Source organism: Acinetobacter sp. NIPH 2100 (genome assembly GCF_000369805.1).
Classification (GTDB): domain Bacteria; phylum Pseudomonadota; class Gammaproteobacteria; order Pseudomonadales; family Moraxellaceae; genus Acinetobacter.
In genome coordinates this window covers 3,253,544-3,273,782 of record NZ_KB850224.1, presented here as the reverse complement: position 1 = coordinate 3,273,782, position 20,239 = coordinate 3,253,544, and the positions used below count along the sequence as shown (strand labels likewise).

General features: G+C 41.5%; 18 protein-coding genes and 1 riboswitch. Of the genes, 7 read left to right on the top strand and 11 right to left on the bottom strand.

The annotated features are described in order from the left end of the window. Nucleotides 1-37 precede the first annotated feature (37 nt). Nucleotides 38-1,501, top strand: coding sequence for a phospholipase D family protein (locus F887_RS02975; RefSeq protein WP_155757588.1), 1,464 nt, complete (start codon nucleotides 38-40; stop codon nucleotides 1,499-1,501). 25 nt (nucleotides 1,502-1,526) lie between these two features. Further along, the gene (locus tag F887_RS02980) at nucleotides 1,527-2,339 is read left to right on the top strand and encodes a hypothetical protein (RefSeq protein WP_005296748.1); all 813 of its coding nucleotides are present in this window, start codon (nucleotides 1,527-1,529) and stop codon (nucleotides 2,337-2,339) included. An 81-nt stretch (nucleotides 2,340-2,420) separates the two neighbouring features. Here the strand turns inward: F887_RS02980 and F887_RS02985 are convergent, their stop codons facing one another. Then, nucleotides 2,421-2,858: a hypothetical protein gene (locus tag F887_RS02985; protein WP_005296745.1), complete on the bottom strand. Its 438-nt coding sequence runs from the start codon at nucleotides 2,856-2,858 to the stop codon at nucleotides 2,421-2,423. Nucleotides 2,859-3,036: 178 nt separating this feature from the next. Here F887_RS02985 and F887_RS02990 point away from each other — a divergent pair, with 178 nt between their 5' ends. Together F887_RS02990 and F887_RS02995 are read left to right on the top strand one after the other, a co-directional pair. Further along, nucleotides 3,037-3,528: an RcnB family protein gene (locus tag F887_RS02990; RefSeq protein WP_005296743.1), complete on the top strand. Its 492-nt coding sequence runs from the start codon at nucleotides 3,037-3,039 to the stop codon at nucleotides 3,526-3,528. Between the two features lie 153 nt (nucleotides 3,529-3,681). After that, the gene (locus F887_RS02995; RefSeq protein ID WP_005296740.1) at nucleotides 3,682-4,077 is read left to right on the top strand and encodes an RcnB family protein; all 396 of its coding nucleotides are present in this window, start codon (nucleotides 3,682-3,684) and stop codon (nucleotides 4,075-4,077) included. A gap of 42 nt (nucleotides 4,078-4,119) precedes the next feature. Here the strand turns inward: F887_RS02995 and F887_RS03000 are convergent, their stop codons facing one another. The 4 genes from F887_RS03000 to F887_RS03015 all read right to left on the bottom strand — a co-directional run bounded on the left by F887_RS03000 (nucleotide 4,120) and on the right by F887_RS03015 (nucleotide 9,150). Next, on the bottom strand, nucleotides 4,120-4,617 hold the full coding sequence (locus F887_RS03000; RefSeq protein WP_005296737.1) for a phosphate-starvation-inducible protein PsiE: 498 nt from the start codon (nucleotides 4,615-4,617) through the stop codon (nucleotides 4,120-4,122). Nucleotides 4,618-4,738: 121 nt separating this feature from the next. Continuing rightward, nucleotides 4,739-6,520, bottom strand: coding sequence for an acyl-CoA dehydrogenase C-terminal domain-containing protein (locus tag F887_RS03005; RefSeq protein ID WP_005296734.1), 1,782 nt, complete (start codon nucleotides 6,518-6,520; stop codon nucleotides 4,739-4,741). Between the two features lie 162 nt (nucleotides 6,521-6,682). Then, nucleotides 6,683-8,485 carry an acyl-CoA dehydrogenase C-terminal domain-containing protein gene (locus F887_RS03010; RefSeq protein ID WP_005296731.1) on the bottom strand — a complete coding sequence of 601 codons (1,803 nt, stop codon included), beginning with the start codon at nucleotides 8,483-8,485 and terminating at the stop codon, nucleotides 6,683-6,685. Nucleotides 8,486-8,775: 290 nt separating this feature from the next. After that, complete coding sequence (locus tag F887_RS03015; RefSeq protein ID WP_005296727.1) at nucleotides 8,776-9,150, bottom strand: hypothetical protein; 375 nt, start codon at nucleotides 9,148-9,150, stop codon at nucleotides 8,776-8,778. A gap of 131 nt (nucleotides 9,151-9,281) precedes the next feature. Between F887_RS03015 and baeS the strand changes: the two genes are divergently transcribed. Both baeS and F887_RS03025 read left to right on the top strand, forming a co-directional pair. Then, nucleotides 9,282-10,952: a sensor histidine kinase efflux regulator BaeS gene (baeS, locus tag F887_RS03020; RefSeq protein WP_005296726.1), complete on the top strand. Its 1,671-nt coding sequence runs from the start codon at nucleotides 9,282-9,284 to the stop codon at nucleotides 10,950-10,952. Nucleotides 10,953-10,997: 45 nt separating this feature from the next. Continuing rightward, a complete protein-coding gene (locus tag F887_RS03025) occupies nucleotides 10,998-11,684 on the top strand; it encodes a response regulator (protein ID WP_005149936.1) in 687 nt (228 codons plus the stop codon). A gap of 789 nt (nucleotides 11,685-12,473) precedes the next feature. On the opposite strand, the gene F887_RS03030 is transcribed toward F887_RS03025, so the two are convergent. From F887_RS03030 to F887_RS03040, 3 genes are all read right to left on the bottom strand, one after another. Beyond that, nucleotides 12,474-13,055, bottom strand: a complete 582-nt coding sequence (locus F887_RS03030; protein ID WP_005296723.1) for a L,D-transpeptidase family protein — start codon at nucleotides 13,053-13,055, stop codon at nucleotides 12,474-12,476. Nucleotides 13,056-13,126: 71 nt separating this feature from the next. Next, nucleotides 13,127-14,569, bottom strand: coding sequence for a protein adenylyltransferase SelO (locus tag F887_RS03035; RefSeq protein WP_032862979.1), 1,443 nt, complete (start codon nucleotides 14,567-14,569; stop codon nucleotides 13,127-13,129). Nucleotides 14,570-14,704: 135 nt separating this feature from the next. After that, entirely contained in the window at nucleotides 14,705-15,874 is a 1,170-nt protein-coding gene (locus F887_RS03040; protein ID WP_005206167.1) for an acyl-CoA desaturase, read from the bottom strand. A gap of 211 nt (nucleotides 15,875-16,085) precedes the next feature. Between F887_RS03040 and F887_RS03045 the strand changes: the two genes are divergently transcribed. Continuing rightward, nucleotides 16,086-16,613 carry an META domain-containing protein gene (locus F887_RS03045; protein ID WP_005296717.1) on the top strand — a complete coding sequence of 176 codons (528 nt, stop codon included), beginning with the start codon at nucleotides 16,086-16,088 and terminating at the stop codon, nucleotides 16,611-16,613. Nucleotides 16,614-16,646: 33 nt separating this feature from the next. Here the strand turns inward: F887_RS03045 and F887_RS03050 are convergent, their stop codons facing one another. The 3 genes from F887_RS03050 to F887_RS03060 all read right to left on the bottom strand — a co-directional run bounded on the left by F887_RS03050 (nucleotide 16,647) and on the right by F887_RS03060 (nucleotide 19,924). After that, nucleotides 16,647-17,363 carry a glycerophosphodiester phosphodiesterase gene (locus tag F887_RS03050; protein WP_005296715.1) on the bottom strand — a complete coding sequence of 239 codons (717 nt, stop codon included), beginning with the start codon at nucleotides 17,361-17,363 and terminating at the stop codon, nucleotides 16,647-16,649. Between the two features lie 22 nt (nucleotides 17,364-17,385). Continuing rightward, nucleotides 17,386-17,973, bottom strand: coding sequence for a cob(I)yrinic acid a,c-diamide adenosyltransferase (locus tag F887_RS03055; protein WP_005296712.1), 588 nt, complete (start codon nucleotides 17,971-17,973; stop codon nucleotides 17,386-17,388). Nucleotides 17,974-18,076: 103 nt separating this feature from the next. Further along, complete coding sequence (locus F887_RS03060; protein WP_005296709.1) at nucleotides 18,077-19,924, bottom strand: TonB-dependent receptor plug domain-containing protein; 1,848 nt, start codon at nucleotides 19,922-19,924, stop codon at nucleotides 18,077-18,079. Between the two features lie 36 nt (nucleotides 19,925-19,960). Further along, a riboswitch (cobalamin riboswitch) is annotated at nucleotides 19,961-20,175 on the bottom strand. Nucleotides 20,176-20,239: the final 64 nt, after the last annotated feature.

Sequence of the window (20,239 nt, the reverse complement as noted above, 5' to 3'; positions counted from 1 at the left end):
AGCCTTAAACCATTAGGCTAGGGCTTTTTTTGTTTATATGCGTATCTTCCAACGAATCCATCGAAAATTAAACTGGTCAGGTCGACGTTACATGGCAGTCATATTGAGTATTTTTGTGATTGGATACATTGCTTCGGCAATCTATCACACCGTAAAACCACTTCCGAAAGGGCTGGATTTTACTGGGCAATTGCGTCATGCCAATGTGAAATTTTTAGCAGATCAGACCTATATCGATGCACAAGGTCAGCAGCAAGTTGATCAGCATATTTTCAAAGAAGTATTTCAGCTGATTGATCAGGCACAAACGACGATTGTGCTGGATATGTTCCTGTTTAATCAGGAAGTGGGTAAGTCCAAAGTCAAACAGTTTCCTTTGATGCAAGAGCTGACAGATGCATTAATTGTGAAGCGTCGTTTGCATCCAACTGTTGAAATTGTGGTGATTACCGATCCAATCAATTCGGTTTATGGTGGGCTCACACCGAAGCATTATCTACAGTTACGCCAAGCGGGTGTGGATGTCATCGAAACTGATTTAAAACCCTTGCGCGCTTCTAATCCACTTTGGTCGGGCTTTTGGTATATCTGCTGTCAGAACTTGGGCAATAATCCAGAAGGTGGTTGGCTCAGCAGTCCATTTGGCAATGATAAAATTACCTTAAGAAGTTATCTGGAATTGTTTAACTTTAAGGCCAATCATCGTAAAACCTTGGTGGTTGATACTGCCGAAGGTTGGAAAAGCTTAGTAACTTCAGCAAATCCACATGATGGTAGTTCGCGTCATAGCAATGTAGCGTTGGTGGTGGATGGGCCAACCGCAATTGATGTGTTGCAAACAGAGCAAGCGGTTGCACATATGTCACAAGGTTCAAGCCCATTTGTGATTATGGGAGGACTGACCGAAGACAAAAGCCTGCCACAAGTGCAAGTGTTGACTGAAAAAGCCATCTACGATGCTGTGCTCAAAATGATTCAGACCGCGAAGAGCAAAGAACATTTGGATATGGCGATGTTCTATCTGTCTGAACGAAATATCATTGAAGCCTTGAAACAAGCCAAGCAACGGGGTGTCAACATTCGAATCATGATTGACCCGAATAAAGATGCTTTCGGGCGTCAGAAGAATGGCATTCCCAATCGTCAAGTGGCTTCAGAGCTGAATGCTGTAGGCATTCCGATTCGTTGGTGTGATACCCGTGGTGAACAATGCCATAGCAAAATGATATTCACATATAATGAACAGCAAGCCGAGATGATCCTCGGTTCGGCCAACTTAACCGCACGTAATTTGAAAAACTATAACCTTGAAACCGATATGCATGTGATTGGTTCAGCGCAAGCGCAAGTGTTTAAAGATGTAGGACAGTATTTTAATTCTGCATGGACCAACGCCAATGCACGTCAAATCACGGTTGATTATGCAAAGTATGCAGATGAATCGAAAGTGAAATACTGGATTTATCGTTTTATGGAATGGTCAGGTTTATCCACTTTTTAATTCAGCATATATAGAGTTCTACACAATGGCGAAAATTAAACTGAATATCAGACAGGATGAGCAGATTGATTTAGATGTACATCAATTTAATCATTATGCAGATATTATTGAATTGAAAAATTGTGCAGAACTCTTAGAGTGCTATTTAACGCTAAAACAAGACGTTAAACCGAAGAAAGTATTTTTGGTTTTAGATGATAGATCACAAGCAGAATACACTTCTATGCATGCTCAGTTGGGTGATCAGCTTTATTTTGACGATAGCCAATATTTTGAAGGAATCGAAGATATTGGCAGTCGAGACAGTCATTTAATTGAAAGTAATATTGTCACACCTTTAGTGTTTCAGCATCATGTTCAACAACTGACTCATTTAGACCATCAGCGAAGCTTTGAAAGCCTTGCTGAAAAAATGCAGCACTATGATGAGAATGATTTAGAGGCACTGCTTTATTTCAATCAAAATCTATTGATCGCTACCAATACTGAAATTATGGTTAAAATTGCCGCTGTTGAAACAGAAGCACTTAAATTGGCGATGATGCCGAATGGTTATTTTTCGTGTGATTTTGATTCATTTGAAAACTTTGCCATTATTCAGCAGATGCAGCATTATGGCTTTGAATTTATGGGGCTAGGCGCATCTTTATTGGGGTGGATCAAAACATCAGATTTTAAATCAGATAAAATTGAAGATTTAATTCAGGATCTCGCTTTAATTTATCCTTTAGACTCATCTCATCAAATGGCAATGAAAGCCCTGATTTTAAAAAATAATTATTTGATTTTACCTTATTCTGAATCACCACAAGAATATTTAGGTTACGACTTATCTTGAACAGAATGTGATTTCAACAAGCTGAATTAGGGCGTTTGCTCGGTATTCAACTTGTTGAAAGCTACATCAGCAATAAAAAAATTAAGGGCTTGGCGGAATCAATTGATCTAAATCTTTATCTGCCATTTGATCAAGTTCAGTTAAATCTGTTTTGATTTTCCACTGTTTTTCATCATCGACTGGATTTGGCAAACGTGCTTCTAACCAATCGCAGACCACATCTGGACTAAATTCTGTATGATTGCATTGAATCACCCATGCCAAAAAGTCTTTGGCTTCACCATTCATATAAGGTGGAGGTGAAACTGGAAAAAATTGGGTCGGTAAACGTTCGTTGGTGGATAAATAATTGAGAACATGTCCGAGCTCTTGAACGGTTTGCCATGCGAGAGGATGCTCAACATCAATGTTAAATTTAAACCACCATGCATGTTGACCATCAGCACCATGCGCAACAATTCGCGCTTCTTGTACACTCGGAACTTTGCAAAAGAACTGATAAAGACGATCAAAATTCATTTCAGCCACAGATGTTGTCTCAAAAGCAAAAAAATGATTTTAGCATATCTAGGCAAGGATACAGGTAGATGCAGTTTATCTCAGGAATTGGACAGTTAATCTGAAAAAATATTATTACAACAGTGCTGTTTATTTTTTATTCTAAAATAAAGAGATACTCTGATTTTGGGAGACCTCGATGAAGCACACTAAACTTTATAGCTATGGCTTGACCGCTATGCTGGGCTATCTCCCTGTGATGGTATTTGCGGACAATGCGTGGAGTGGCTATAGCGGGGTCGAGCGTCGTTCTTATCATCAGACTTCTCCTACATATCAGCAACCCGCACAAGATCCATTTGCGTTCTCTAATCAGCGCTCTACACCGACAGCGCCACCGAAAGGCTATTATTACCAGCCCAATCAAAATAACTACTATCCTCATCCAAATCATCGACCTGGCGTTCGTATCGAATATTATCCAGAGACTCAATATGAGCGTAGCTATCGTCGTGAGTCTTTTGTGGTCGGGAATGAATTACCAGGTGAGTTCCGTAGCGAACGTTATGTGGTTCGGGACTGGGGCTATTATTCGTTGCGGGAACCACCGCGTGGTCGACATTGGGTGGTTGTGGATGGACGTTATCTTTTAGTGACTGATGATAATTTTACGATTGAGATTATTCGCTGATTTGAAATCGTTTTTTTCAAAGTAGTATGGAGTGTGTTCTCCATAATTTCTCGCTATTCATTACAAAGCTTTGCAATGTCGCGGGTTTTATTCATGCTTTCTCCCAGAGTTTTTCTTAATCTGATCTCAGATCGAAAAACAGAGGATCAAACAATGAAAAAGACAGTGGTATTGCTTGTATCAACCCTTATGCTCGGTGTATCTGCCTCGGCCATGGCGGATTCAAATCGTTGGAATCATGATCATAAAGATCGCTACGATAACCGCTATGATCGTTATGACCACCGTTATGACCACCGTTATGACCACCGTTATGATCATCGTGAACAACCACGCTGGTCCAATGGTGATCGTGGTAATCATTATGGTCAACGTATTAACTTCAAGCGTGGTGAGCGTTTACCTTCAGAATTCCGTAGTAACCGCTATGTGGTTTCGAACTATCGTACCCACCGTTTATATGAACCACCTCGTGGCTATAACTGGATGCAAGTACAAGGCAAATATGTACTGGTTGATTCCAAATATCGCGTGTTCCGAGTGGCTTAAACGAAGCAATAAAAAAGCAGGCAACCCGCCTGCTTTTTTTGTTTATGCTAACTCATCGTCTTGTGGTCGAGGGGTTTTGTTGGAAGGCAATTGTTGTTCTTGATCTTTACCACGGATTACAGAAGGGTAGTTCCACGACGCAAAACGTACCACCAGAATTGCAAACGCTAAAATTAAGATCGAACCTGTGGTAATCACCAAATCCATCGATGCTTTATGATTGTGCTGAATATCGGCAATCAGTAATCGGGTCAGTGCAGTAATCGCGACATAGATCAGAAAGCGCACTGGCATATGATTAGTTTTGAAATAAATCCCGACCATGGCACCTAATTCTAGATAGATAAACAGCAGCAAGATGTCATCAATGGTGGCGTATTGTTTAACTGTCAGAATTTCAATAACAGTATGCACGGCTGACCATGCAATCATACAGCCAATAATAAACAAGGCTAAGTAATGAAAAGCTTCAACTGCGTAGTGACCAAAGCGGTCAAGTAGACGAGGTAAGCCTTCAAGCTTCTCTTTAGAGTTCGACATAGAGATTTATATTCTCGACAAGATCATTAGAATGTTATGCAAGTTTTATGCTGGTTTTATTATAGCCATAAAAAAACTGCCTCAACCAAATGACTGAGGCAGTTTTTATTAGCAAACTAAATTAAGCTTGATTAGTGAAGTAATCTTCGCTGAAGTTCATGATCAAGTCAGAACCCGCTTTGATTTTCGCTAAACGCGCGTCTAATTCAGGCAAGATACGGTCTACAAAGTATTGTGCTAAAGCAACTTTGTTCTGGTAGAAATCACCAGACTTGTCTTTTGCAGCAGCAGCGATTTTTGCAAACATATATGCAAAGCTGAGTAAACCAACGGCATGTAAGTAATCAACCGCAGCAGCATTCGGGAAATCTACGTTTTCAGCTGCTTGCTCAATGACGAATTGAGTGATTGCTTCAATTTCAGTTGCCGCATCTAAAGTGGCATCTTTAATGAAGTTTAAGTCAGTATCTAATGCGTTGGCAAAGTCACGAATTTCAGTGATGTACTCAGCAATGAATGCACCGCCACATTTAATCGTTTTACGACCAATTAAATCTTGAGACTGAACGCCATTTGTCCCTTCGTAAATCTGAGCAATACGAAGATCACGGATACATTGTTCCATACCCCATTCACGGATATAACCGTGACCGCCAAACACCATTTGTGCATCTAAGGTTGCTTGGAATGCAGTATCAGTGAGGTAAGCTTTTGCGATTGGTGTTAACAGCGCAACACGGTTGTTCGCTTGCTTTACAGCTTCCGCATCAGTTGAGAACTTGGTGATATCTAGTTGTTGACCCACATAGACTGCAAATGCGCGTGATGCTTCGTTGTTGGCACGTACGTTAAGTAACATACGACGCACATCACCGTGAACTAGAATGCTGTCCGCTGGTTTGTTTGGTGATTGAACACCTGTTGCACTACGACCTTGTAAACGGTCAGTCGCGTATTGTGCTGCATTTTGATAAGCAAATTCAGAAGCACCGAGACCTTGAATACCCATCGACAAACGTTCGTAGTTCATCATGACGAACATCGCAGCAAGACCTTCGTTTTCTTTACCAACAAGGTAACCTTTCGCACCATCAAAGTTCATCACGCAAGTTGCAGAAGCTTTAATCCCCATCTTGTGTTCGATAGAACCTGGGCCAACTGGGTTACGTTCACCTAAAGAACCATCTGCATTCACCAAGAATTTAGGTACGATGAATAACGAGATACCACGTGAACCCGCAGGTGCATTTGGTGTCTTCGCAAGGACCAAGTGAATGATGTTTTCAGCTAAATCGTTATCACCACCAGTGATGAAGATTTTCGTACCCGTAATGTTGTAAGTACCATCTTCATTAGGCTCAGCTTTAGTCTTAATAATCCCTAAATCTGTACCTGCATGTGGTTCAGTTAAGCACATGGTGCCTGACCATTCGCCAGAGTAGATTTTAGGTAAAAAAGTTTCTTTTTGCTCTTGTGATGCATAGCTGTTTAAGGCCATACCTGCACCCACAGAAAGAAGCGGGTAGAGCATGAATGATGGATTGGTCGCGAATAGCATTTCATCAGACAGTACAGTCAGCATTTTCGGCATGGCCTGACCGCCCCATTCCTCATCTGCACCTAAGCCGATCCAGCCGCCATCAGCATATTGACGGAATGCTTCTTTGAAGCCTGCAGGGGTGAAAACTTCGCCATTTTCCCAACGTGCGCCTTCTTCATCACCCGTACGGTTTAACGGATGTGTCACATTTTGGGCAAACTTCGCCATTTCTTCTAAAATTGCTTCAGCCGTTGCAGCATCTACATGAGCAAGTTTCTCATTAGACTGCCAAAATTGTTCTGCTTTAAATACATCATTTAAGATGAATTTCATGTCTGCTAAAGGAGCATTGTAAATTGGCATAATCGTTCCCTTCTACGCACAGTTTGATGTGCAAAGTGATCAAATAAAACGAACAAATAAATTGAATAGTGTAAATTTAGCATTGATTAAACAAAAAAAGGACGGTCAAAACTGACCAGTCCTTTTTCTGTGATGAACGTTGCATCTCATTCTAAACTATGTTTAGAAAGAGAAGTGTTCCGCATCGAGTTCAAACAATGGCGCAACGCCAGTTGAAAGTACGTCTACATGCGAACGAACACGTGGCAAGATCTTCTTGAAGTAGAAGCGAGCAGTCGTCACTTTTGCATTGTAGAAGTCAACTTCAGTTGTACCTTCAGCTAATTTCTCTTGAGCAACAAGTGCCATACGCGCCCATAAGTAAGCAAGCGTTACATAACCAGAGAAGTATAGGTAGTCAACCGCAGCTGCACCAACTTCATCAGGGTTTTGCATCGCACGCATACCGATTTGCATGGTGATGTCGCCCCATTCTTTGTTGGCAGCAGCCAATGGCGCAACGAATTCTTGCATCGCAGCATTGTCTTTGTTTGCTTCAACAAATTTGTGGATGATCTTGGTGAAGTCTTTCAACATTGCACCTTGAGTTTGCAAGACTTTACGACCTAACAAGTCAAGTGCTTGAATCTCAGTTGTTCCTTCGTATAAGCAAGCGATACGTGTATCACGTACGATTTGCTCCATACCGTGTTCAGAAATAAAGCCGTGACCACCAAAGACTTGTACACCGTGCTTCGCAGATTCAGAACCTGTTTCAGTTAAGAATGCTTTTGCAATTGGCGTTAACAAAGACAAGATGTTGTCAGCAAACTTACGCTCTTCTTCAGTTTCGCCTTTTTCAACGATATCTGCATATTGAGCCAATAAGTAAACCAACGCACGACCGCCTTCAGCAAATGATTTCTGCGTTAAAAGCATGTTACGAACAGCTGGGTGAACGATAATTGGATCGGCATCTTTCTCTGGTGCTTTAGGACCAGAAAGAGAACGCATTGCCAAACGATCTTTCGCATACGCCAAAGCGCCTTGGAAAGAAGATTCAGATGCAGATAAACCTTGAACCGCTGTACCAATACGTGCTGTGTTCATGAATGTGAACATGCAGTTTAAGCCACGGTTTTCAGGTCCGATCAAGTAACCTTTTGCTTGGTCAAAGTTAATGACACAAGTTGCGTTACCATGAATACCCATTTTGTGTTCGATTGAACCACAACGAACCGCATTACGCTCGCCAACTGAACCGTCAGCATTGACGTGGAATTTAGGTACGATGAATAAAGAAATCCCTTTAGTGCCTTTTGGCGCACCTGGCAAACGCGCAAGTACGATATGGATGATGTTCTCAGCCATGTCGTGTTCACCAGCAGAGATAAAGATTTTCTCGCCAGAGATCGCGTAACTACCATCAGCATTTGGTTCAGCTTTAGAACGGATGATACCCAAGTCTGAACCTGCATGAGATTCAGTTAAGCACATGGTACCTGTCCAAACACCTGAAACAAGGTTTGGCAAGTAAGTGTTCTTTTGCTCATCAGAACCGTGGTGTTCTAAAGTACGAACAGCACCGTGAGATAGGCCAGGGTACATACCCCAAGACCAGTTTGCTGTACCAACCATTTCAGAGATCGAGATCCCTAAAGAGTTTGGTAATGCTTGACCGCCAAATTCTTCATCAGCAGAAAGAGATGGGAAGCCAAGTTCGATATATTTTTGATACGCTTCTTTAAAGCCTGTAGGTGTCGTTACAACACCATCATTCCAAGTACAACCTTCACGGTCGCCGACTTGGTTTAACGGAGAAAGTTCATTCTCACAGAAATCAGCCGCTGCTTCTAAATATTGATCAACCAATTCACGGCTTACAGTGTCTTGAAATGCAGGAAGTTTCGCGTAATGTGCTTCAGCATTTAATAATTCGTGCAATACGAACTGCATATCACGTAAGGGTGCTTTGTATTGTGGCATAGCGGGTTCCTCAATACTGGTTAAACCAGAGTTATAATCTTAGTCAATGATAAATATGCCCAACGGCACCATTTTGTACTGCTAATCGTGCAACAAGTTATAGTTCGGTACAAGCTTTTGCAGGTCATTTCTTAGTGACTGCTAAGTCAAAGTTTATGATTCAACCTGTTTAAGCGTTTAGATTGTAGGTGTTTTTTTAGCTTTTGACTCAAACTGCTTATTTAAAAATCGTAAGCAGCTGTGTAAGTAAAAAAAGGCGCTATAAAAGCGCCGATGAGGAAGAGGGTGAATTAAGTTGTTGCGTTGGCTTGACGCTTGAATTGCGATTTGTCTGGGGTGAAACGAACTTCACAGGTGCCTTGAATTACACGCTTATTCCATTGAATATTCACGCGATCTCCGATGCGTTTCCCTTGGCAAGCTTGCTCAATCTGAGCGCGTTGTGCTTGATGTTCCTGACGCATCTGTTCGCGCTGCTCTAGGCGTTGCTCTCGTTTTGCTTGCCATTCAGCACGTTGCTCTGGTGTTAGGGGCGCACGTTGCATATTATGGCGGTGGTGGTCACGGTTCATCGACTGTTCTGCTGGCGTCGTCGATTGACAGGCAGCCAAGCCTAAAACAGAACCGAGTAGGGTGGTCATCATTACGATTTTTGTCTTGTTCATTGTTTTATCCAGCATTGTCAGTGTTGATTTGATGGTTAAAGATTAGATAATAAAGATGAAGAAACAATGGAGAGTTTTTTTCGACCATGTTGGTTACAATCCACAAATAGAACACTATTGAGAATCTGCTTTTGAATGTTCGTCGCGTACCTTTAGCCTTACGTTTGTTTTTAACGGTATTACTTACGACCTTGTTAATCGCTACGATTAGCTTGGGGGTGTTGCATTGGACCATGCAAAAGAACTTTGCACGTTATGTGGCCGATGTCGAAATGCAGAAACTGGACCGTTTAATTGCGAATTTAGGCAATGTCTATACGGTTTACCATGACTGGGGTAATGCGATTCAGGCACAGATTCTACAAATTGAGGGAAGTGCAGCCCCTGACGACTATGATCGATTGTCACAATGGTGGCTGCGTCGTCAGTATGATATTGCCTTACAGCAACGTTATTTTAATGACCATACCTTGTTAAGCCTGTCTCCAACCTTGGCGCAAAATAATGTCGAAATCAAAAATCGCCAAATCTTTAATGATGAAGAATTAAAAATTCTGAAACAGAATTTGCCTTCAGAATATCAGCCCTTTGAAGGTTTGCGTTTTCCTTTAAGTCAAAGTCAATTCCGTTTAAAGAAAGAGAGTAATGACGCTAAGCAAGAAAACAAACTGAATACCCCTGCAGAACATGGCAAAAAGCGTTTTGTCTCGATTCCTGATCGGTTGGGCCTAAGCTCGCGTTTGTCTTTATATGATGAAAAACAGCAGTTTATTGTGGGTGAACCTGCAACGGATCAAATTGCCTTCCGTCCAATTATCGTAGGGCAAAAGGTGGTTGGCTATTTAGGCTTGAAGCCTGTTTTAGATCAGGATGATGCATCGAGTATTAATTTCTTTAGCAATCAGAAACGTTATTTACTTTTGGTCTATGCACTTACGGTACTTTCAAGTCTGGTTGCTGCCTTGCTAATGGCGACTTATTTTAAAAAACCGATTCAGCGTTTGCTGAACGCAACTCGCGAACTCACGCGCGGTAATTATCAGCATCAAGTGAAGATCAGACGGAATGATGAATTAGGTGATTTGTCCAATCAGCTCAACCATTTGGCTGATATCTTGCATCATCATGAAGAATCGCGCCGTCAGTGGGTATCTGATACCTCACATGAATTAAAAACACCATTGGCGGTCTTGCAGGCACAGATCGAGGCGATGCAGGATGGCATTCGTAAAGCCACACCTGAACATCTCGATTCCATGATGCGTCAGGTCAGCAGCCTGAAAAAGTTGACTCAGGACTTGGCTGATTTGGCACAAGCTGATGCACAACAACTGAAGTGCTATTTTGCTGATGTCAACCCGTGGGATGTCGTGCTGCAAGAAGTTGAAAACTTTAGATCTACATTTGAGCAAAACCAACTCGAGGTAACATTGTCTGGAGAAGGTGCTGTCCTATCTTTAGACCGAGATCGTTTTAAACAGATTATTGTCAATTTGCTGGGTAACTGTGTTCGCTATACCGAGCAAGGTGGAAAAATACAGATTCACACTCAACAAAATGAGCAACAATGGATAATGTATGTGGATGATAGTCCATTGGGTGTGAATGATGAGCAGCTTTCACGCTTAGGCGAGCGTTTCTATCGTGTCGATGATTCGCGTACTCGAAGTACGGGCGGTACCGGTTTAGGCTTGGCTTTGTCATGTAAACTGGCACAGGCTTTAGGTGGTTCACTGACTTTTGACCATTCACCTTTGGGTGGATTGCGTTGTGTACTGACGTTTCCAAAACAGATTAAATAACTTTTAAATCCTCTTTTAATGGGGATGATGGATAGGATGAAGACCATGAAACATATTATGTTGGTTGAAGATGAAGTTGAACTCGCACAGTTGGTTCGTGACTATTTAGAAGCTGCTGGGTTTGAAGTCAGTATGTTCCATGATGGTCAAGATGCTTATGCTCAGTTTCAGCAACGTAAACCAAGTTTGATGATTTTAGACTTGATGGTCCCACGTATGGATGGTTTGACCATTTGCCGTAAAGTACGTGAGCAGTCTGATCTGCCGATCATTATGGTCACCGCTCGTACTGAGGAAATTGACCGCGTCTTAGGCTTAAATATGGGCGCAGATGACTATATCTGTAAGCCATTTAGTCCAAAAGAATTGGTTGCCCGTGTGCAAGCTGTTTTACGTCGTTTGGAGCGTAAAGCTGAGCCTGAACAAAATGATTTGTTCCGTATTGATAAAGCACAACAACGGATTTGGTATCAACAAAAAGCATTGACGTTGACACCAACCGAATTCCGTTTGCTGGAGTTGTTTTTAGAACATTTAGGTCAGGTGTATTCACGTGCACAATTGCTTGATCATATCAATCCAGATAGCTTTGATGTTGCGGACCGTGTGATTGACAGTCATATTAAAAACCTGCGCCGTAAAATTACTGAAGCTGCGGATACGGGTAATCGCCATGAGTGGATTCAAGCAGTTTATGGGGTTGGATATCGCTTCGAATATCCTGATGAGTAATTGAGTTTACGTTATCCTGTGATCGCCCTTGCGCAGCTACAATACCGCTCATATCCAAGAAAATGTGGAACAGTTTCTACAGATGAACTTATCTCTTTCCCTTCGTATAGAGAGGCTGATATGAGATGAGTTTTGATGAGGATAAAGGGTGAAGCATTGCAAAAAATTTTATCCTGTGGATAACCCTTGCGCTGCTTTAGTCGCTCTTGCGCCGCTACAGCGCGGCTCATATCCAAGAAAATGTGGAACAGTTTCTATAGATAAACTTATCTCTTTTTCCGTCGTATTGAGAGGCTGATATGAGATGAGTTTTGGTGACGATAAAAGGTTAAGCACTGTAAAATTTTTTATCCTGTGGATAACCCTTGCGCTGCTTTAGTCGCCCTTGCGCCGCTACAATACGGCTCATATCCAAGAAAATGTGGAACAGTTTCTACAGATGAACTTATCTCTTTCCCTTCCTATAGAGAGGCTGACATGAGATGAGTTCTGATGAGAGTAAAGGGTGGAGCACTGCAAAAAGTTTTATCCTGTGGATAACCACAGCGTTATCCACAGAAAATGTGGATAGTTTCGCAAAGATTTTGTAGAAATTATCCGCTGTTAGGTTGTTCAGTGAAAAATTGACATCTTATCCATCCAAAAATATTACATTACTTTACAAAAGGTTGTGATGATCTTGGGAGCCTAATTGAGATCAATTCTCTTTATATAACTTATCCCCTGCATAAGCCTTGCTCGGTTTAATCACCGACTTTATCCGCAAAGCCAGCCTAAACGTTTAACTCATTATGGATGAATAATAATAGAGGTATGATCAGAGACCAATTGCCATATCTCATCCATATCAGAATTGGTCACCGCAATACAACCTAAGGTCCAGTCTTTACGTGGCATATAGCCTGCACTTGTAGGTATCGAGGTTACTTGTGTTGGCACACTGCCATGAATCATGACATCGCCCCCTGCCGAACGCTGATGTTGTTTCGCATAAGCTCTATCTTCTTGGTTGGGATAGGAGATGTGCAAAGACTTGTAATACGCGCTCTGTGGATTGCGCCAATCAATAGAATAAACACCTTCCGGGGTTTTACCATCACCTTCAAACTGTTTATGTCCGATGGGATCAAAGCCTAACCGCATGGGATAGCTGCGAATGACTTCCTGTTGATGTTTCAATTGCAGAATGCGCTTGCTTTTAAAGACTTCAATTGATGTGACGGGTTTGCTTTGTTTTAGTTGCTGGATTTCTTCGGCTGAAAGCGCTTTGTGGGGGGAGGTCAGGGTCGGCAAAAATTTACCATATTGGTAAAAAGCCAACCCCAATAAAATTACCGGAATCGCAGCTACAACAAGTAATCCAATTTTCATTATTTTCTTCTTTTAAAATGAATACGCCCTGAGTCGCGATAGCGTTGCAAGGGAGCCAAAACGATTCAAAATTAAGATGAACAACTCACCATGACCTCAGGTACATCGCTTGGTAAAGGTGTGGTATCTTGTTCCGTTTCTAAATTAGGTTGCTTTTGATAAGGCTGATTCAATAGCTTAAATAGCCGATCAACCTCACTAAAATCACCACGCTCTGCACGCTCAATAGCCTTCTGTGCCATATGATTGCGCAGAATATACTGTGGATTGACTTGCTGCATGGTTCGATTTAATTCATCAGTATCTTGATGCTGTCGGATGTTTTGATAGCGTGTCAGGAAATCATCAAATTGCTGTACATGAATACAATCATCTCTCAATGCCTTGTAATCCTGCTGTTGCAAGCGAAGAAAACTCTGGGTGTAATCCAGTTGTTCAGTTTGCAAAATTCCAAGAAAGGCAAAACTACAATCAAGACTGTCTTTATGAAATTCTGGTAGCCCCATTTTTTGGCATAGACCTTGGCCATAATGATGCAAGAAGCTGGGTTCAAATTTTTCTAAACATGCGGCTAAATCGAGTTTAAATTGTTCTTTATCCTCAACTGATGCCAAAGGAATCAAATTATTTAGCCATGTCCATAGATTCCAGTGTCCGATACTCGGCTGGTTTTGATAGGTATAACGACCTTGGTAATCGGAATGGTTGTTGATCCAATTTGGGCGGAATCGCTCCATAAACCCGTACGGGCCAAAGTCCAGTGTTGAGCCAGTAATGTTTAAATTGTCGGTATTCATGACGCCATGGGCAAAACCAACCAGTTGCCATTTGGCAATCATGATGGCGGTTCGCTCAATCACGGCTTCAGCAAAAGCGAGTATTGGGTTTTCAGCATCTAAACATTGCGGATAATGCCATTCGATACATTTTTGGGTGAAATCAGCTAAGAGCTCAGGTGCGTATTGATTGATCCATTCAAAATGACCGAAACGAATATGACATTCGGAAGTACGTAATAGCATTGCACCCAGTTCTAAGGTTTCGCGCTGTACGCCCTGAGTCGAGGTTGTGAAACCCACTGCATGACTGGATGCAACGCCCAAAGCATTTAATGCATGTCCCGCTAAATATTCACGAATCACGGAACGTAGCACAGCACGACCATCACCCATGCGTGAATAGGGGGTAGAGCCTGCACCTTTTAGATGGAGATCGATGGTTTCACCGTGCTGATTCAGGATTTGCCCGATCAATAAACCTCGACCATCACCGAGTTGTCCCGCCCATTGTCCAAATTGATGCCCTGCATAAACCATGGCGAGAGGAGGAAACTCAGCAAAGGTTTTTTGTCCGCTACAGATTTCAACCCAGTTGGCTTTATCTTCGTCGCTCCACTGCAATTCATTGGCGAGTGCTTCATTAAAATGACCTGCTTTGGCACCACGCAACGGACTTGGCTGTTGTTGGTGATAGAGCTTGGAATTGAGGGAAGCATAGCGAGGATTGAATTGCATAACTGAAACATCGTGTCGAGCTGAATCATGACTATAGCAAATATAACGGTGAAAGAGTGAATCGTTGGGAGCAGGGAACACGATCTGCAGACCTAAAAAATGGCCTCTAAAGAGACCATTTTTCACAACTATCTTTTATTCAGAAACAGGCGCTTTTTTGATGTTGCGCATCAAGGTTTCTAAACATTCACGGTGGTGACTTAAGCGATGTTCAAGCAATTGGAAATCAACTTTAAGTTTGTGATCCATTTGATGGATTTTTTCAGCCATCGCTGCTTTTTTCGCTTGAAGCTCTTGTTCTTTTAACTTTGCCCAATCATTTAAGGTATGGGTGAAAGCTTCATATTCTTGTGCAATGCGTTGTTTCATTTGCACGATGTCGGTATTTACATCATGACCATAAATCGCCAAGTCACGTTCAGCATATTTAAACTTCATCGCAAGTTCAGCTTTCTTGATATTGAAGCTTGGAATACGACGTAAATTTTTAGCTAAGCCTAGCTTTGAACTGGTCCAAATCAACCATTTGGTTGGGTCATATTGCCACCATTTCACTCCATTACGATAGTCGTATTGGAAAATGTGGTGGTAGTTATGGTAGCCCTCACCCCAAGTGAAAATAGCCAAGACAAAGTTGTCACGCGCCGTATTTTCATCGGTATAAGGACGTTTGCCCCACATATGACACAGTGAGTTGATGAAGAAGGTGACATGATGGCTGATGATCAAACGTAATAAACCACCGAGTAGGATTACACCCCAGATATCGCCAGTTGCCCAACCAATTAAGCCTAATACACCCACGTGAACTGCGATCACCATTGGGACATAGTAGTTGTGTTGGAACATCACTAATTTATCATTCATCAAATCAGGTGCATTTTTAAAATCTGGTTTAGATGGAGAGTGATCGCGAATCATCCAACCTAAATGTGCATACCAAAAGCCACGTTTGATTGAATACGGGTCTTCATCAACATCATCGACATGGCGGTGATGGGTACGATGACCTGAAGCCCAGAACAGAATACTGTTTTGAACAGCAAAGGTGCCGCCAATCATGAGTAAAATTTTAAGCGGTAATGCCGCTTCATAAGCACGGTGTGCCCAAAGACGGTGATAACCTGCTGTAATTCCTAGGCTACTAAGTGCCAATAGGAAAATCATACTCACCCATGCACTTACACTAAAATCATAATAATAGGCGTACAAAGGAATTAATATAGCAGCAAGAATTGGTGTTCCAATTAAGGTAATGCTAGCAGTCCAGTTAATGGGTGCTTTTTTGAGTGGGGCGGAAGTCATATCCGTCAGCGCTCCTAAAAACCTTGTTTGCACAAGATAATAAAACTAAACGAGATAGCAAAACCAATCATGACGATATATTGCTATTTTATCACCGATATTAGCATGTCCAAATCAAATAGCACTAGCATTATTCTACAGTTGTATCGAAAGAACAGTAACAGAATTCATTTGTACAATTAATCAATGAATTAAAAGGTGAAATAAATCAATGTCTGAGCAAATTATCGTGAAAAATCCTATTTTTTCTTTGAAGGCATTTTTTAACAAAACTTTAATATTCTCTGCAGCAATCATGCTTGCTGCCTGCCAAAGTCAGCCGAAACCCGTACAAAAAAACACCTTGCAGCCCAAGCGAGTAACTCAGCCACCGGCAATGCAAGTGCGTAAGAGTATAGATGGTGTTCAGGATGTCGAATGGCAGATTACAACGATTCAGGGCAAGCGAGCATTGTTCTTTAACCAGTATCCGAGTTTCTTGCTCAACTCTGTCTCAAAAATGGTGACGGGTCATACAGGCTGCAACAATATTTATGGTCGTTATAAGTATGATTTTGCTCAACGTAAACTGGATTTTGATGTGATGGCACAACATCAAAGCTGTAATCGCGCTTTGGCGCAAGAGGCAGATTTGATGGATGCGATTCAACGGGTTGAACGTTTTCAGTTAGATGGCGCAAATTTATATTTATTAGATGCGAAAGGGCTACGTCTCATTCAGGCACAACGTAAAAAGTAACATAAAAAAGGCGGAATTTATTCCGCCTTTTTCTTACTTCAAATGCTGTAGCATCGTGGTGGGTAGATCGGTAATTAAACCCTGAATACCCAATTGCTGTAGGTGCTTGGCACGTTCAACTTCATTGACCGTCCAGACGCTGATTTCAAGATCTGCCTGCTGGGTACGTTGAATGATTTCATCTGTCGCCAGTGCATCTCCCCAACCAATTTGACAGCAGCCATATTGCTGGGCAAGTTCAATCGCATATTCCCCAATTGGAATTTCAACCAGCAACCCACGCTTAAAATGACTTTGATGACGCTGTAACGCAGCCAAAATTTTGATATCAAAACTGGTAATGGTTACCGTTTTTTCAAAGCCCTTCAAATCGTGATGTAACTGATGAATTAAGCGTTCAGCTGCGGTATCATCTGTAACCGCTTTGACTTCTACTTCAATATGCTCAAAGTCAGTAAGGCAATTCAAAACATGCGGCAGGCTCGGTGTGTACTCTTCAAAAGCCCATGCTTGCCATTGATGGCGATGATCGAATTGCTGAGCTTCGAATAAACTACAGCTTTCAACCTGTTGCGATCGGCCAGCGGTACGGACAAAGTCATCATCATGAATGACCACCAATTGACCATCTTTCAATTGTCGCACATCAAATTCGACTGCACGCACACCTAAATCGTGCAAATAGCGAAAACCACCTAAAGTGTTCTCAGGCGCTTCACCACGTGCACCACGATGACCAATAATTCGCATTCATTTCTGCCTTATTGAAAAGTTATGCTTGATCGATACTGTCGTTAATATTTTTTTGCCAAAGTACTTCGCTACCCCCTTCAGCACGTTGTAGAGCACGTGAGGCAACAAATAACCAGTCTGACAAGCGATTGAGTAATTGTAATGCGGTTGCCTGAATGTTTTGGTCGCGATTATGTACTGATAATAAAGCACGTTCAGCACGACGACACACTGCACGGGCTTGATGTGCATAGCTGCATGCCAAACTACCTGATGGCAAAATGAAATCTTTCAGCATCGGTAAAGATTCATTCATGTGATCAATTTCTTTTTCCAGAAACTCGACGCATACAGGTTGAAGTAAGTGATAATTTGGAATACACACTTCGCCGCCTAAGTCGAACAGCCAATGTTGAATAAGACTTAAGCTTTTATCCCACTCAGCTTTATTTTCAACTTGGCTGGCACTGATTTGTGCACGCAGTACACCAATGGTTGCATTGAGTTCATCGACATCACCTAGCGCAGCAATACGTAAATCATCTTTGGCAACACGTGAGCCATCTCCCAGACCTGTCGTGCCTGAGTCACCTGTACGTGTATAGATTTTACTTAAACGATGTCCCATAGTTCTGTTTCTCTGATCCTGAAAATAAAAAGGGGATAATGTCGGTCAGAACATTACCCCGAAACTGGAGTTAAGAAAATATTTTTATTATGTTAGCGCGTGATTAATAACGGAATGTGACACCCGCAGAAGCTAGGCGACCGCTGGCGATGTAATAAGATTTTACTTCATTGTTCCAAGCAGTTGGGTAAATAGTATCAGTCAAATTGATGATATTGCTAAAGACTTTAACATTTGGGGTGATTTGCCAATATGCATTGACATCCAGACTGACATGTCCTGCAATATCTTGTAAATCTTTTGACTTGCCTTTTGCCTCCATCGCTGTGGAGAAACCATAAACACCATTATCCCAACCTGTGCTTAAACTAAAGTTTTGGCGTGAACGGTTTGGTAAGTCTTGATCGGTTTTATCATCTTTAGGACGAATATAAGCATATTCACCATTTATAAACCAATGGTTGTAGTTCCATTTTAAACCAAGTTCTGTGCCTGTTAATGTTGCTTTATCAATGTTATAGAATTTATAACCTGTTTTAGCCGATGAGACTTGTAAATCATCGATTTTGGTTTGATAAACCGAGCCGTAGACTTGCAATCCAGCATTTAACTGTTGATCAAAGCCAAGTTCATAACTGATACTTTCTTCAGGTTTTAAATTAGGATTTCCACCCCACCAAGACGGTTCAGTGATGAGTTGTCCGACAATAGGGGCTTTAAATGCCGTACCAATATTGGCATAAATACTGGTTTGAGGAGCAACTTGGAATCGTCCTGCCAATTGTCCAACAGTATGTGTACCAAATTGATGATTATCTTCAACTCGGATACCTGCTTGTGTACTGATACCATTTTGTTGATATTGGTGTTGTAAATAATAGCCGATCGTCTCGTTGTGATCTTTAAATGTACTGTCACCCACATAAGCTACCGCTTTCTCAGCGGTTGTATCGTTATATTCTATCCCTGCCAAAATATTTTGTGATGGCGTAAACTTCCATTGAATATTAGAATCAACTTCTTGTTGCTTGGTCTTTACAATAGAAGGAAAGGCTGCTTGACCTACACTATTATATTGATCATCAAATTGCGATAAGCGAGTATTTAAAATCACATTATCATTTAAGTTCATACGAGCTTTGACATTATATAAACGATTTACAAAATCATAACCCTGTGCCGCACCATAAGAAAAATAATCACCATGTCCTTTATTTTCTTTAGCTTCTGCTGAAAAAGCATATTGCTCTTGTTCTACACCAACTTTTGCAGCATAACCTTTTTGATCATAACTGGCTTTACGGTCTTCATTGCTGATATTTTTATCACCATCCGTTTCAAAGCGTTGCCCACGAAGTTGGGCATAGTAGCCATCTTGTGCAAGATCGATGCCTAAAATAGATTTATAGGTGTTTTTCTCACCTGCTTCAATGGTGGTGAAAATTTGATTTTTTTGCGGTGTTTTTGAAATCAGTTGAATCACACCGCCAATTGCGTCTGTTCCGTATTGTACAGAGGCTGCGCCTTTTAACACTTCGATTCTTTCAATATCTGTTAGATCAAATAAATGTAAGTTTGTTCCTGTGACAGTTGCAATATTTGAACGCATTCCATCTTGCAAAAATAAAGTTTGCGATGGATTTGCCCCACGAATTGAAACAGATGCAGTTTGTCCAAACCCTCCAGTTTGTTTGACATTTAAACTGGCTTCTTGAGTTAAAATTTGAGGCAGTGTTTTTAGTGATGATTGAGCAATATTCTTTTCATCAATCACAGAAATACGAGCAGGTACGTTTTTAATTGCTTCAGGTGTTTTTGATGCCGTAACAACAATCGTATCTAGCGCCGCAGTTTTATCGCTTGATTGATCTTGAGCAAAAGCAGGTGAAGAAAACCCCATCGCAATAGCGATAGCACCAACTAAACGAGTCGGTTGAAAAGCAATAGACATGATGTCGCTCCAGACATTCACCCTTCGTGAATGATAATGTGGAAATACGCAACAAGCAGGTCTCCGGACTCCACTATAATCATCAAATAAATGATGTTACTCATCATCTTCCCACATCATACCGATGCAGTGATTTGGCGTTGAGCTGAGATGAGTGATTCGGTGTTACCGTTGCGAGGGCAGTGTTGGAATTCCACCAACTTCCCTATAAGCAAAAGAATTTGCTTTAGACTTGTTGCAAGATTACGCAAAGTATAAAGTGATAACGTTTTTTAAACAATTGCATTTCAGAATGAACTTTGCCCAAAGTGGGCC